Source organism: Pseudomonas sp. Pseusp11 (assembly GCF_047304405.1).
Taxonomy (GTDB): domain Bacteria; phylum Pseudomonadota; class Gammaproteobacteria; order Pseudomonadales; family Pseudomonadaceae; genus Aquipseudomonas.
In genome coordinates this window covers 134,679-149,143 of sequence record NZ_JBGLZF010000006.1, presented here as the reverse complement: position 1 = coordinate 149,143, position 14,465 = coordinate 134,679, and the positions used below count along the sequence as shown (strand labels likewise).

General features: G+C 58.7%; 10 protein-coding genes. 4 read left to right on the top strand and 6 right to left on the bottom strand.

Features of this window, described 5'->3' with window-relative positions:
- Positions 1-32 precede the first annotated feature (32 nt).
- From ACCC96_RS07185 to ACCC96_RS07165, 5 genes are read right to left on the bottom strand one after another with little or no spacing between them, the layout of a single operon-like run.
- Complete coding sequence (locus ACCC96_RS07185; protein WP_413695326.1) at positions 33-1,628, bottom strand: GumC family protein; 1,596 nt, start codon at positions 1,626-1,628, stop codon at positions 33-35.
- 17 nt (positions 1,629-1,645) lie between these two features.
- Positions 1,646-2,668, bottom strand: coding sequence for a polysaccharide biosynthesis/export family protein (locus tag ACCC96_RS07180; protein ID WP_007937032.1), 1,023 nt, complete (start codon positions 2,666-2,668; stop codon positions 1,646-1,648).
- 23 nt (positions 2,669-2,691) lie between these two features.
- Positions 2,692-3,336, bottom strand: coding sequence for a CpsD/CapB family tyrosine-protein kinase (locus tag ACCC96_RS07175; RefSeq protein WP_019648520.1), 645 nt, complete (start codon positions 3,334-3,336; stop codon positions 2,692-2,694).
- Positions 3,337-4,083 carry a sugar transferase gene (locus ACCC96_RS07170; RefSeq protein ID WP_258669292.1) on the bottom strand — a complete coding sequence of 249 codons (747 nt, stop codon included), beginning with the start codon at positions 4,081-4,083 and terminating at the stop codon, positions 3,337-3,339.
- Between the two features lie 11 nt (positions 4,084-4,094).
- Positions 4,095-5,138 (bottom strand): NAD-dependent epimerase, encoded by a 1,044-nt coding sequence (locus ACCC96_RS07165; protein WP_413695325.1) that lies wholly within the window; start codon positions 5,136-5,138, stop codon positions 4,095-4,097.
- Positions 5,139-5,606: 468 nt separating this feature from the next.
- On the opposite strand from ACCC96_RS07165, the gene ACCC96_RS07160 reads away from it, so the two are divergent.
- The 4 genes from ACCC96_RS07160 (at position 5,607) to ACCC96_RS07145 (ending at position 11,617) form a co-directional block, all read left to right on the top strand.
- Positions 5,607-7,304, top strand: coding sequence for a sulfatase-like hydrolase/transferase (locus ACCC96_RS07160; RefSeq protein ID WP_413695372.1), 1,698 nt, complete (start codon positions 5,607-5,609; stop codon positions 7,302-7,304).
- A 111-nt stretch (positions 7,305-7,415) separates the two neighbouring features.
- Positions 7,416-8,084 (top strand): ABC transporter ATP-binding protein, encoded by a 669-nt coding sequence (locus tag ACCC96_RS07155; RefSeq protein WP_413695324.1) that lies wholly within the window; start codon positions 7,416-7,418, stop codon positions 8,082-8,084.
- Position 8,085: 1 nt separating this feature from the next.
- Complete coding sequence (locus tag ACCC96_RS07150; RefSeq protein WP_413695371.1) at positions 8,086-10,557, top strand: FtsX-like permease family protein; 2,472 nt, start codon at positions 8,086-8,088, stop codon at positions 10,555-10,557.
- A complete protein-coding gene (locus ACCC96_RS07145) occupies positions 10,547-11,617 on the top strand; it encodes a lipocalin-like domain-containing protein (RefSeq protein ID WP_413695323.1) in 1,071 nt (356 codons plus the stop codon). Before ACCC96_RS07150 ends, ACCC96_RS07145 begins: the two co-directional genes overlap by 11 nt.
- A gap of 501 nt (positions 11,618-12,118) precedes the next feature.
- On the opposite strand, the gene ACCC96_RS07140 is transcribed toward ACCC96_RS07145, so the two are convergent.
- Positions 12,119-13,987: an ATP-binding protein gene (locus ACCC96_RS07140; RefSeq protein WP_258669282.1), complete on the bottom strand. Its 1,869-nt coding sequence runs from the start codon at positions 13,985-13,987 to the stop codon at positions 12,119-12,121.
- Between the last annotated feature and the right edge of the window lie 478 nt (positions 13,988-14,465).

Here is a 14,465-nt window from a genome sequence, read left to right as displayed (position 1 = left end):
GATCGGCAGCGCGCTGGCGTTGAGCGGCCCGTTCAATGGCGCACCCAATACATGAGGCTAGGCACGGTCCAGTTCTTGTGCGGGTTGTTCGGCAGGACGTCCTGATCGTTGATCACCAACAGCACCGGCAAGCCCAGTTCATGGGTGATTTGCGCTGGATGTTTGAAGCTGTGATCGAAGAACTCACGCACGTAGACGAAGGCAATCGCCAGCAGCAGACCGGTCAGCATCCCGAACGGAATGATCAGCAGCGGTTTGGGAAACGCCACCTCGCTCGGTTCGAACGGCGGGCTGAGCACCCGGGCGTTAGACAAATCGCTGTCCAGCGCGCGAGCGGTGCTGCTTTCGGCAAAGCGCTGGGCGTAGGTGGAGAACGCCGCGTGCAAGGCATTGATCTCGGTATCCATCTGCTGCAGCTTGCTCTGAGCCACTTGCAACTGGTGGATGCGGTTTTTGAACTCGGCGATGCGCGCGGTTTTCTGGTTGATCACCGAGGTGACAATCGCCAGGTCGCTGGTGCGTTCCTGAATCCGGTTGCTGACGATTTTCAGGAACTGCTGGCGGGTGCGGGTAATTTGCTCGCGGGCCAGCAACATCGGTTCACTGCCCGGCTGGAACACCGCCAGGTCGTTCATGTAGCGGCTGACTTGAGTCGTCAGTTGCTCACCGATCTGCCGGATCTCCCGGTCTTCGAAGGCAATGTTGTCCACCGTGGTGGTGAAGGTGAAGGGGAAGGTGTAGTCGTTGAGCCGAGTGGTATTGTTGGCCGCCGCCAGCGCGGTTTTCAGGTAGTCGAGCCAGCGCTGGCTTTGCAACAGGCGATCCTGATACTGGTTCAGGTTCTCTTCCTCGGTGTTGATGGCGTTGAGGCGGAAGGTGATTTCTTCCTTCGGATCGGACGCGCCGATCTTCTCGAGCAACGCTAGTCGAGTGCCTTCCAGGCCATCGAGCCGCCCCTGATACTGCTTCTTCTTGGTTTCGTAGAAGCTCTGTGGCAGATCGATCGATTGCAGTTCCTGACGGCTGGCCAGGTAGTTTTGCAACATCGTTGCGACAAACCGGGTGCCTTGGGCCGGATCGCTTGAGCTGTAGATAATGGAGATCACGTTGGAGCCGGGCAGGGTGTCGATCTTCAGGTTATCGATGGCCTCCTGGGTGAAAGTATCCAGGGTGGTGTCCCGCACCGGATCGATTGCAAGCCCGAGCGCGCCGCGCACCGGGTTGATCACGTATTCACGCAAGGGGTTGGTCACGAAACTCTGGATCGGTACGGTCACCAGTTTGTTGAAGGCCCCGGGGTTGGGCGTGTACTCGCCTTTGGCCTGCAGGTCGCTGATGGTCTGACGGATCAGGGCCGGCGAGCGCAGGATATTGCTCTCTGTTTCCATATCCGCCAGTGACGGCGGAATGAAAGAGGCATCACCTTGGGTCAGGGATGTGGTGGCGTCTCCCTGAGAGAGTTTTTTGGACTGCACGAGCACCTGCGCGGTGATATCGAAGCTCTGTTTGAGCACCAGCGGCAGGAGCAGGGCGATCACTGCAAAGATCAGGAAGATTCGCTTCACCAACCGCTTGTTGGCGAAGAAGATCCTGAAGAACTCATGCAGGTAGTTTTCCTTTGGGTTCATGATCGGTCACCTGAGCTTTAGTTGTTACTGCCTTTGTTGTCGACGCGGTAGCCGAAGCTGAAGCCGACCCCTTGGAACAACACCACGTCCGCCAGTTGCCGCGCGAGTTCGCCGGCGCTGGCCAGTTTGGTCTTGGGTACGTAGAGCATGTCGTCCGGTTGCAGGTAAGCAATCTGCGACGCGTCACCGGCCAAGGCTTTTTCCACGTCGTAGTGCACGGCCTGCACCTGGTTGCCGGTGCGGCGCATGATCACCACCGAATCGAGGCGCGCCTTGACGCTGGTGCCACGGGCCAGGGTCAACGCTTCGAGCACCGAGACCGGGCGGCGAATCGGGTAGGAGCCCGGCTGCCCGACTTCACCCAGTACATAGATTTCGTTGCCCGATGTGGACTTGAGCATGACGTCGACTGTCATCCGTCCCGGCAATTGCGCGTAACGTTGATTGAGGAACGTTTCGAGCTGGTTGACGGTCATGCCTTGCAGCGGCACGGAGCCGATTTCCGGGAAACTCGCATAGCCGTCGTTGCCCACGGTGATCTCCCGGCTCATGCCGGTAGCGGGGTGGTTCAGGGCGCTCTTGAGGTTTTGCTCGTTGCTCAGCGGGCTGGTGACCAGCACGGTCAACTGGTTGCGATTGGGCTGGAACAGAGCTTTGCGGTTATAGGCGCGCTGGATTTCCTCCCGGGCCTGGACCGAGGTCATCCCGCCGATTTTCACCGCGGTGTTGGCCCCCGGCAGTTCGATGGTGCCATCGGGCAGCACCAGTTGCGTGCCGTTGAGCTGACTGGCCGCGGTGAAGTTCAGGGCGACCTGGTCACCGGGCTGAATGCGGTAAGCCTCCGAGCCACTGGTGCTGACGTGGAAGATCACATCCAGCACATCCTTGGGCCGCAAGGTCTGTTCGACCTTGGGCATATCGGTGGCCTGGGCGTTGGCCGGCTCGGCCGTGAGGATCTGCACCGGCATGTTCTGGGTTTCACTGGTGCTGGAGCAACCTGCAAGCGGTAGCAACAGCAGGACAAGCACTTTGGCATTCATGACTTCATCCTTCAGGTGGGTGCTTACAGGTTTTTGTAGAGCCATTTGGGCATGTAGTACTTGCGCCGGTTGAAGACGCTGCCCACCAGTTTCGCGCCGGCCTGGGTAAGGCGTTGGGCCGCGGCCTGGGCCACTTCCCAGCGGGTGTCTTCCGCGCGCACCACCATGATCACGCCGTCCACCAAAGTGCTGATGACCAGGGTGTCGACGGCCTCATACACCGCATCGCCGTCGATCACCACGAAGCGATACCGATCGACCAACTGTTCGAGCAACGGGATCAGCTGTTCGCTGGTCAGGTGCTCGGTACCGCGGATGTGCCGCCCGTTCGGCAGGACGTGGAAGGGCAGGCTGGAGACGGTCACCAGGCAGTCCTGCAGCGGCGGCGGAGAGTCGTTGAACAGCAGGTCGCGAAAACCGCGCTCTTTGCTCAGCCCCAGCTGTTGCGTGAGGTTGCCCGTCGACTGGCTGGCGTCCACCAGCAGCACTTGGCCGTTGCTCATCGACGCCAGTTGGCTGGCCAGCGCCAGGGCACTGGTGGTGGTGCCCGTGCCTGCGTTGGCAGCGGTCAGAAAAAGGATCCGCAGATCCAGGTCGAGCACGGTCGAGGTCAGGTTGGACTCGCTCGGGCTGGCGATGGTCAGGCTGTTATTCGATGAACCGTCCATTTAACTCGCTCCGTGGCCGTTGAATACGATGAAGGGGGTTTTCAACAGAATCTTCAGATCAAGCAACAGGCTCTGCTCGGCGATGTAGGTGAGGTCCAACTCAACGCGCTGGTCGAAGTCGATATTGCTGCGCCCGGAGATCTGCCACAGGCCGGTCATGCCGGGGTAGATGCTCAAGCGTGCAAGGTGACTGTCCTTGTAACGATGGGCGTTGAACGAGGTCGGGCGCGGACCTACCAGACGCATGTCGCCGCTCACCACATTGATCAGGTTCGGTAATTCATCGAGGCTGCTGCGCCGCAGGAAGCTGCCGATGGGGGTAATCCGCGGGTCGTTGTCGATCTTGAAGTCGATGGCGTCGGCGCCGTGCTTGTTCAGATGCCGCAGGGACTCCTTGAGCTCCTCGGCGTTGACCACCATGGTGCGGAACTTGTACATGCCGAACATGCGGCCGCGGTAGCCGGTGCGTTTCTGCACGAACATCACCGGCCCCGGGCTGCTGAACTTGATCGCCAGTGCCAGGCCCAGCAGTACCGGGGAGATCAACAGCAAAATCACCAGTGCACCGAGGCAGGCGAGCACCCGATTGGTGCGCGACAGGGTCCAGGACCGACCACCGCTGCGGCCGGTCACCCAGCCGTGACCCTGCACGTGGATCGCCTTGTCGAGGCGCATCCGGTGCTCGGGATCCAGGCGGTTGTCACTCTGCATGTGATCGAGCAACATGCCTTTTTCATGTCCAGTCATAGAGTCCTCCGCTAAAGCCCGGCCATGTATGGCGAGTGGGCGCTACGCAGTGGGTAGTAGTCACGGAACCAGGCGATGAATCGTCCGAGTCCTTCATCCAGCTCTATCCGTGGCTGGAAACCGGTGGCCTGTGCCAGATCGCTGGCATCGGCGCAGGTGTTGAGCACGTCGCCCGGTTGCAGGGGCAGCAACTCGACGAGGGCCTTTTGCCCGAGGTGCTTTTCCAGCAGCGCCAGGTAGTCCTTGAGCTCTACCGGCTGCTGTCCGCCAATGTTGTAAATGCGCCATGGCGCCATGCTGCTGGCCGGGTCCGGTTGCTCGCGGTTCCAGTCCGGTGCCGGCTGGGGTGCGCGTTCGATCAGGCGGGCGATGCTCTCGATGATGTCGTCGATGTAGGTGAAGTCCCGCTGGTGCTGGCCGTAGTTGAACAGTTTCAGCGGCTGCCCTTCGGCGATCGCCCGGGCGAACTGGATCGGCGACATGTCGGGCCGGCCCCAGGGCCCGTACACGGTGAAAAAACGCAAACCGGTGCAGGGAATGCCGAACAGATGGCTGTAGCTGTGGGCCATCGACTCGTTGGCTTTTTTGGTCGCGGCGTACAGCGACAACGGATGGTCGACGTTGTCCTTGACCGTATAAGGCGTGTGCTGGTTGGCGCCGTACACCGAACTGGACGAGGCATAGATCAAGTGCCTGACCGGGTGGTGACGGCAGCTTTCGAGAATGTTGAGGAACCCGCTCAGATTGCTGTCGAGGTAGGCCCGAGGATTTTCCAGGGAGTAACGCACCCCGGCCTGGGCCGCGAGGTGAATCACCACTTGCGGTTGTTCACACTCAAACAGTGCGTCGAGGGCCTCGGCGTCGGCCAGGTCGACTTTTGCGAGGGGGAAATCGCCGACCTGCTCGCGCACCCAATCCACGCGATCATGTTTGAGTTGCGGGTCGTAGTAGTCATTGAAGTTGTCCAGCCCGCACACCTGATGCCCGTCGCTCAACAGCCGCAACACACAATGGGCACCAATGAAGCCGGCGGCTCCAGTGACGAGTATCTTCATGATCGTGGCGCCTCGGGAGCAGCCAATGCCGCAGCTTGGATCAGGCCGACGTAGCCCGTACCAAATACGCTTACGTCCATATTGGCGCGCCTCGTAAGACGGTGGATGTAACTGAAATGAGACTGTCAAAAGGGGTATAGCCCAGCCTTGGGAAAGCGTGTCAGCAAAATGACGGGTAGCGCGGGCTGAAAACCCTGATTTCACGGGCTATTTGCTATCAAGTGCTTGCCGTTGCTGGATTTGTCGCGGTTTTTAGGGGGTTCAAGAAAACGATAAACGGTCGAAAGGCTTGTATTACAAGGGTTACAGCCGTTTTGAAGCGTCAGATTTGAGTTAATGTTTTTTTGACGCTTTTGGCAAAAAACCGGCATTTCTTGCGCTTTCATGGCTCGGTGCTAGTGTCAGAAAATGGCTGATAATCATTGGTTTCCATTGGCCAATGGCAGCCATGGAGGTACTGCATCCACCATGATCCGATACTTCAAGGAACTGTTGCTGGTTCTGTATTTACTCAAAAGCTACGACTATTACCTCGATCGTCTCGAGGCATTGGGCATCGGTTTGCCGATGTTGCTGTATGGCGGGATGTTCGTGGTGCTGACGATCGCACTGTTCATGACAGCCTATATTCGTCAGACACTGATCCGTCATTTGTTCGCGTTGGCGATGTTTGGCTCGGCGGTTTTCTTTGACGTGTATACGCACGTGACCGCCAGTTACCTGACCTACAGCAGTTTTGTATCGCTGGTGTATTCCGGTGGGTTCATTCAGGAAGCGGCTTACCAGTACCGCGATGCGATCATCGGCGCGATGGTCAGTGGCTCGTTGCTGCTGTTGGGTATCGGGCTCAAGCCGCGTCGACGGCTACCATTGCCGGGGGCGCTGTTGGTGGCGGCACCGGTGCTCGGCGTGCTGCTGCTCAGTGTCGTGCTGTTCGTGCGGGCCGGCGAGGGTGCCCGTGGCTTGCCGATCATGTACACGCCGTTGGCCTATCTGAATCTGTTTACCTATGAAGCGCTGCACAATACCGTCGGCCCGCGCGAGCCGGTGAGTCTGGCGCGCATCGATCAGCCGGTGGACCACGACATCGTACTGATCATCGACGAGAGCATTTCCGGTAATTACCTGGACATCAACACGCCATTCGGTGTGCACAGCAACCTCAAGGAAGCGCACCCGGGCGTGGATATCTTCAATTACGGCTACGCCGCGTCCATCGCCAATTGCAGCGCCGACACCAACGTCACCCTGCGCTATGGCGGCACCCGTGGCGATTACATGCGGATCAACACCACGCTGCCGTCGATCTGGCAGTACGCGAAAAAGGCCGGGCTGCGCACGGTTTACATCGATGCCCAGCGCACGGGCGGCAACTTGCAGAACCTGATGAGCAATGCCGAGAAGCAGGACATCGACGAGTTCGTGCAATTCGACCAGACCAGCGTGCGTGACCGCGACATGGCCGCGGCGGCCAAGCTGATCGATCTGCTCAACGACGGCATACCGGAGCTGGTGGTGATCAACAAGGTCGGCGCGCATTTCCCGGTACACGACAAATACCCGGATGCGTTTATGGCCTACCGCCCGACATTGCCTCGGGGGCAGTTTGTCGAGGTGGCGGACACCGGTAAGCGCGATGGCTTCAACGGTCAGCCGGATGATTGGGTGTTGTACCGCAATGCCTATAAAAATACCGTGCTGTGGAATGTCGGCGAGTTCTTCGCACGGGTTTTCGCCCAGGCGGACTTGCGCAATGCGTTGCTGATCTACACCTCGGACCATGGGCAGGATCTGCATGAACGCGGTAACCCGGGGCTCAACACTCACTGCGGCAGTGATCCGGTGGAGGAAGAGGGGTTGGTGCCGTTGGTGGTGATTTCGGGCAGCGACTTGAAGACGATGGACTGGCAGGCGCAGTTGCCGGCCAACAAGGACCGCTCCAGTCACTACAACATCTTCCCGACGTTGTTGCAGTTGATGGGCTATGACCTGGCAGGGATCGAGGCGGTGTATGGCAAGCCGTTGAGCGTGTCGACGGCGGATGACTTTACTTTCAACTATCGCTTCAATGCGCGGCTCGGCGCTGTGCCTGCGTGGAAGTACATCGATCTGAAGAGCATTGTGACGCCGGGGCCGGTGGTGCCGAGTGTGGCGGTGGGGCAGTGAGATTTTGATGAAATGGCCTGGCCTTATCGCGAGCAGGCTCGCGATAAACGATAACGCGGTCCCGCTGCCGTCCGCTATCCTAGGCCCACTGCCTTCAACGAGCCTCCTCTCATGCTTTCGGTCCAGGGCGTCTTCAAAAGCTACGCCACCCCCCAAGGCCCTTTGCCGGTATTACAAGGCGTCGACCTCTCATTGAAACCCGGCAGCAGCCTGGCGTTGATGGGCGAGTCGGGCAGTGGCAAAAGCACCTTGCTGCACCTGATCGCCGGCCTGGACAAGGTCGATCGCGGCAGCATTCGCAGCGGCGAGCATCGGCTGGAACAGATGAACGAAGGCCAATTGGCCCACTGGCGGCGCACCGAAATCGGCCTGGTGTTTCAGCAGTTCAACCTGATCGGCAGCTTGCGGGTCGAAGACAATCTGGCGTTTCAGGCGCGTCTGGCCGGGCGCCACGATCCGCGCTGGCAGGCGCATCTGGTGCAGCGTCTTGGGTTGGTGGATCTGTTGCAGCGCTATCCGGAACAACTGTCTGGCGGGCAACAGCAACGAGTTGCGCTTGGCAGGGCGTTGGCCTCGCAACCGAAACTGCTGCTGGCCGACGAACCCACCGGCAGTCTCGATGAAGCCACCAGCGATGAGGTGTTGAAGTTGTTGCTGGAGCTGCTCGACGACAGCCCGACGACGTTGTTGATGGTCACCCACAGCCCCAGGGTCGCCGCGCGGCTGGCGGAAAAAGTGGTGCTGCACGGTGGCCGTCTGGCTGGCGCGGACGAGCGCTGAAGTGCGGGTTTTTCGCGAAACACTGCGGGCGCTGCTCAGCCATTGGCGGCAACATCCGGTGCAATTTTTCAGTGTGCTGACCGGGCTCTGGCTCGCCACCAGCCTGCTGACTGGCGTGCAAGCGCTGAACAGTCAGGCACGGGAAAGCTACGCACGGGCCAGTCAGTTGATCGGCGGCGAACCTCAAGCCAGCCTCAGCGCGCCTGGCGGCGGGGTGTTTCCTCAGCAATTGTTTATCGACCTGCGTCGCGCGGGGTGGCCGGTATCGCCGGTGTTGCGAGGCCGGGTGACGCTCAAGGGCCATGAAGACCAGCGCTTGCAGTTGATGGGTATCGAACCGGTGTCGCTGCCGGCCGGTTCCGCAGTGGCCGGGCGGTCGTTGCCGATCGAGCAGGTGGTCGAGTTCTTCACGGCGCCGGGCAGCACCTGGATTTCGCCGCAAACCTTGCGGGCGTTGGGCTTGGCCGAAGGTGAAACACCGGTGGCCCAGAGCGGCGTCACCTTGCCGCCCCTGCGTGCCCAACCCGATATGGCCCCCGGTGTGTTGCTGGTGGACATTGGCTTCGCCCAGCAGATTCTGCAGATGCCCGATCAACTGTCGCGCCTGCTGCTGCCCAAGGATTTCACCGCGACCCTGCCTGATCAGTTCAAGGGCCAACTCCAACTCATCAGCAGCGGCGAAGAAAACAATCTTGCGCGCCTGACCGAGAGCTTCCACCTGAACCTCGATGCCCTGGGCTTTCTGTCGTTCGTGGTCGGCCTGTTCATCGTGCACGCGGCGATCGGCCTGGCGCTGGAGCAACGTCGAGGCTTGCTCAGAACCCTGCGCGCCTGTGGCGTCAGTGCGCGAATGTTGATTGCCGGCCTCGCCGTCGAGCTGGGTGGTCTGGCGTTGATCGGTGGTGTCGCCGGTGTGCTCAGCGGCTACCTGCTGGCCGGCGTGCTGTTGCCGGACGTCGCCGCCAGTTTGCGCGGCTTGTACGGCGCCGAAGTGCCGGGACAGTTGAGCCTCAGCCCGCTGTGGTGGTTCAGCGGTATTGGTCTGAGCCTGCTCGGCGCGTTGCTGGCAGGTGCCAACAGTTTGCTGCGAGCGGCGCGTTTGCCGTTGCTGGCGCTGGCCGATCCGCAAGCCTGGCATCAGGCCCACGCGCGCTGGTTGCGGCGCCAGGGTTGGGTTGCGGCGATGGCTGCGCTGATCGCGGTATTGGCGTTGATGTTCGGCGACAGTCTGAGCAGTGGTTTCGTGCTGATGGCCGCGTTGTTGATCGGCGCCGCACTGGCCTTGCCTGTGGTGTTGAACAGCGTGCTCAACCGGGTGCTGCGGCGCAGTCGCTCGGTGCTCGGCCAATGGTTCGTCGCCGACTGCCGTCAGCAGTTGCCGGCCCTGAGCCTGGCCTTGATGGCGCTGTTATTGGCGCTGGCGGCGAACATCGGTGCCGGCAGCATGACCGCCGGTTTCCGCCAGACCTTCAGCAACTGGCTCGAACAACGGCTGACTGCCGAGTTGTATGTCAATCCGCAAAACCCCGCTCAGGCTCGAGAGCTGCACAGCTGGCTCAAACAACAACCCCAAGTCAGCGCGGTGCTACCCAACTGGCAAGTGTCGATCCAGTTGCAGGGCTGGCCGGCGGATGTCTTCGGCGTGATCGATCACCCTACCTATCGCCAGCACTGGCCGTTGCTGGAGGCCTTGGGCGACGACCCTTGGGAGCGGCTGGCCAAGGACGACGCGCTGATGCTCAGCGAACAACTGGCCCGGCGGTTGAAGGTGCACCTGGGTGATCACATGACCATTGCCACGCCCAACGGTCCATGGTCGCCACGGATCGTCGGGATCTACGCCGACTACGGCAATCCCAAGGGCCATCTGCTGGTCAACATCAATCACCTGCTGCGCGGCTGGCCGCAGCTGACGCCCGGCCGTTTCAACCTGCGCATCGAGCCAGCGTCGATTCCCGCGTTCCTGGCCGCGCTGCAAGCGCGCTTCGCCCTGGACGACAGCCGCATCGTCGATCAGGCCCGGCTCAAGGGTTGGTCCACACAAGTGTTCGAGCGCACCTTCGCCGCCACCGCCGCACTCAACAGTCTGACGCTTTGCGTCGCGGGCGTGGCGCTGTTCATCAGCCTGCTGACTCAGAGCCAGAGCCGCCTCGGACAACTCGCGCCGCTGTGGGCGCTGGGCGTGACGCGGCGACAGTTGATGCTGCTCAACCTCGGGCAGACCTGGTTGCTCGCGGTGCTGACGTTGGTGCTGGCATTGCCGTTGGGCATCGCATTGGCGTGGTGCCTGGACACGGTGATCAACGTTCAGGCCTTCGGCTGGCGCTTGCCGCTACGGGTGTTTCCACTGCAACTGTTGCAGTTGATGGGCCTGGCCTTGCTCGCCACGTTGCTTGCGTCGGCGTGGCCGTTGTATTCGCTATATCGCACGCAACCGGCGGATCTGCTGAGGACGTTTGCTCATGAAGATTAAAGTCGGCGTGTTGTTACTGGCGTTGCTGAGTGGCTGCGACAACACGCCTGCGCCGGAAAAAGGCTTCGCCGGTCTCGGCCATCAGGCTGCCGCATTTACCCCGGTGGTGCCTGGGCGAGTGTTCAGTTTCCCGGCGGACCATGGCCCCCATGATGGCTTTCGCATTGAATGGTGGTACGTCACCGCCAACCTCAAGGACGATCAGGGGCGCGAGTTCGGCGCGCAATGGACGCTGTTTCGCAGCGCCTTGAAAGCGACGCCCGAGCAACCTGGCTGGGCCAATCAGACTATCTGGCTGGGCCACGCGGCCGTGACATCCGCCGCCGCACACCATGCCGCCGAACGCTATGCCCGAGGCGGTGTCGGCCAGGCCGGAGTGATCCTTAAGCCGTTCAATGCATGGATCGATGACTGGCGTTTCAGCAGTCAGGCCACCGACGAAAACCCACTGGCAGACCTGCAACTCAGCGCCCGCGACAAGGCGTTCAGCTACCAGCTTCGACTGACATCAACCCGGCCACTGGTACTTCAGGGAGACAAAGGCTTCAGCCAGAAATCCGAACAAGGCCAGGCGTCGTACTACTACAGCCAGCCTTTTTTCCAGGCCAGCGGCACCCTCGAAATCGACGGCAAAACCTACACGGTCAACGGCCCGGCCTGGCTCGACCGCGAGTGGAGCAGCCAACCGCTGACCGCCAACCAGACCGGTTGGGACTGGTTCTCCCTGCACCTGGACAGCGGTGAGCAAGTGATGCTCTACCGCATGCGGCAAAAGGACGGCGCGCCATACCTCACCGGCACCTGGATCGACGCCCAAGGGCAGACGCAGTTGCTGCACGCCGACGACATCAGCCTCACACCGCAGGATACCGCCAAGGTCGCCGGGCGTTCGATGCCTGTGCGCTGGTCGATCAACATCCCGGGCAAGCACCTCGAAATTACTATCGACGCCCTCAACCCCAAGGCCTGGATGGACTTGCGCATTCCTTACTGGGAAGGGCCGGTGCGGCTGAGCGGCAGTCATGGGGGGCAGGGGTATCTGGAGATGACCGGGTATTGAGTTGGAGCTCTCGACGCCACGTTATTCGGTGAAATTGAAAGATCTGAAAGTAGGGTAGAGCGTTGTGCTGACCTGTAGCGATGTGCTGAAAGTGGCCTGCCAGCGCCCAAGCTGATCATTACTTGTACGTATTGATTGTTCTTGTGCGGATAGCTGTATAAGAACAATCAATTTTAATGGTCGAACCGGTGCGTTTAGGAAGTTTGTAGACGTTGTGTAAGCGGGGCCTAACGAAATATTACGTGCATAAATTTCATGTTTGTACACGAGGACATATCTGCCAAATTCTATTAAAATCCTTCCCGTTCGCCCGGTGTCAGGGCTCTTTACCGGTGCATGGATTGCCAGGCCATTACACTGGGCGAACACCTTCTTTGGGAGGTGCTGTTTAAAAGTTTCGGATATAAGAATGGGCGACCTTGGGGTCGCCCATTTTTATTGGCTGATGGAGCCAATCCGGGTCAGGATACGGTGTACGCCATCAACAGCCAGATTCTGGCGTCAACTTGAAATGGTATTCACTCCCCGCGTGCCGGCCTGGAGCTGCTGTCGGTAATTGGCTGCTCGTTGAAGCACTCGGGTCAAGGACTGAAAGTTTGTCGGTTTGGTTAAAATATCATTGGCTCCGGCGGCCCTGAAACGTTCAATCTCGCTCGAAAAAGCGTTTGCGGTGAAAGCAACGATATAGCAAGTATCGCCCAGCGGTCGTTGGCGGATTTTACGCATGGCCGCTAATCCATCCATAACAGGCATATTGATATCCATGAAAATGATATCCGGAGTCGATGTCATACACTGATTGACCGCCTCCAGGCCATTTGACGCGAGGTCAGGCGTATAGCCCAATGCCTGTAACATCGCCAGAGCAACTTTCTGGTTAATTGGATGATTCTCCACCAGCAGGATATCCAGTGGATAATCCTGGGCAAAAGAAGCGTCGAAACCAACCGCTGCCTGATTGCTTTCGATGGGTATCTCCGAAACTGAAAAAAGCTCCATGGGGAGTGAGAAAAAGAACGTCGATCCAACGCCAGGCTGACTGGTAAAGGACAACGTCCCCTGTTGTGCCTCGACCAGATTCTTGCAAATGGAAAGACCGAGCCCGCTCCCGGTAAAGCGTTGACTGGTCGGCCCTTTAAACTGGGTAAAGGGCTTGAACAGGCTGCTTTGCCGAGCCAAGGGGATACCTATGCCGGTATCGCGTATGGAGAAGTCGAGGCGCGCTCGAGGGCCGTAACCACGAGTCGTGACCACGAGTGATACTTGTCCGGCTTCGGTGAATTTGACCGCATTGCCCAACAAGTTGATCAATATCTGGCGAAGGCAATCGCTATCGGCTTTGACCCACGGCGGTACGTCCGGTGAGACCTGGGCCTCAAGGACTATTGGTTTGTCCTGAATGTTTTGCCGGATCATTTCAATACTGGATGAAACCAGTACTCTCACGTCGAATACACGAGGCTTCAATTCAAGTTTGCCCGCTTCGATTTTTGCCAAGTCAAGAATATTGTCGATAAGAGACAACAGGGTTCGTCCACTGGTATGAATCGTTTTTACCAGATTGTTTTGCTCGGAAGTGAGGGCAGACCCAGCCAACAACTCGGTCGCGCCGATAACCCCGTACATGGGGGTGCGGATTTCATGACTCATGGTGGCCAAGAATCTGGTTTTTGAACGATCAGCGTCCTCGGCGGCATTTTTTGCCTGATTCAATACCTGTTCGTTTATTTGCAATTGCTGAAGATGCGCACGCATGCGTAAAAGACTGAAGGCGAGAAATACCAGAATGGCAAGGAGGATATGGTGCAGGGAGTCCTGATTGAGTTGGTGGTAGTAATCCGCCAACGTCATCTCCGCCCCCACTACATAAACCGTTCCGTCCTGGGACTTCATCGGGACGAAGACAGCGCGAAAGTCTCCCCAGTGATCCGAGTAATCGATCCAGGTGGGCTCGGTGCGCTCAAAACTGTCGAGCAAAGCCTGACTGGCATCGGGATAAGGATCGAAAAAACGTACGAAATTCTGCTCTTGAATTTCTTTTTTCGATGCGCTGGAACTGACTAGATAGGCTTCCCCAGCGCGTTTGACCACGCTATAGACAAACGCGGTGCCCATGGACTCGTTGAACCTGGAAAGCCGCTGAATGGCATCCCAGTCTTGCGCTTCCGTTTTCGACTGTTTGTCGATCAGATTGTCATGGTAGCGGTCGCCGAGGATGGCCGAAGCGCCCAACGCGGCATGCAGCAGCTTGTTATTAATGTTGTCAGTGAGGATGCCTTGAGTCTCGACGTAAAGGTAGTAGATATAACCACTGACACCTACGATGTAGACCAAAAGTAACGCCCATGTTTTCCGTCTGAGTTTGAACATTCATCACAGCCTCCATACTGTGAGCTCAAGCATAAATTGAAGACTGGCTGAAAACCAATATTTCTCAGTGTGGAAATTACTTGACCGAAGCGCCAGTTTTTTGGGTTTCTTGGGTGGTCAAGATTTTGCGGAAGAGTCCAATATAGTGGAAGTTTGAAGGCTTTTGCTCCTGTATCAATAAATTTGCAGGTGATGTTTTAGCAGCCTCTTGCGAAATGCTGTGTGGATCAATTTGAGGAATGATATTAAACGTCGGATATAAAAATGGGCGACCCTGGCGTCGCCCATTTTTATTGGCTGAATTAAAGCTGCGCCCGTAACCGTCGTCCGACTACGTCCAGCATGCAGCACCTCGACAGGCGCTGCGGTGTCGAGCAAGCAGGGGAGGGATCGTGCAGTCGATGCCGTATCGAGTCATGGTCGAACCACCTGAACGAAATTGGGCAAAGGGCAGATTACCCGTCACGAAGATTTGAAT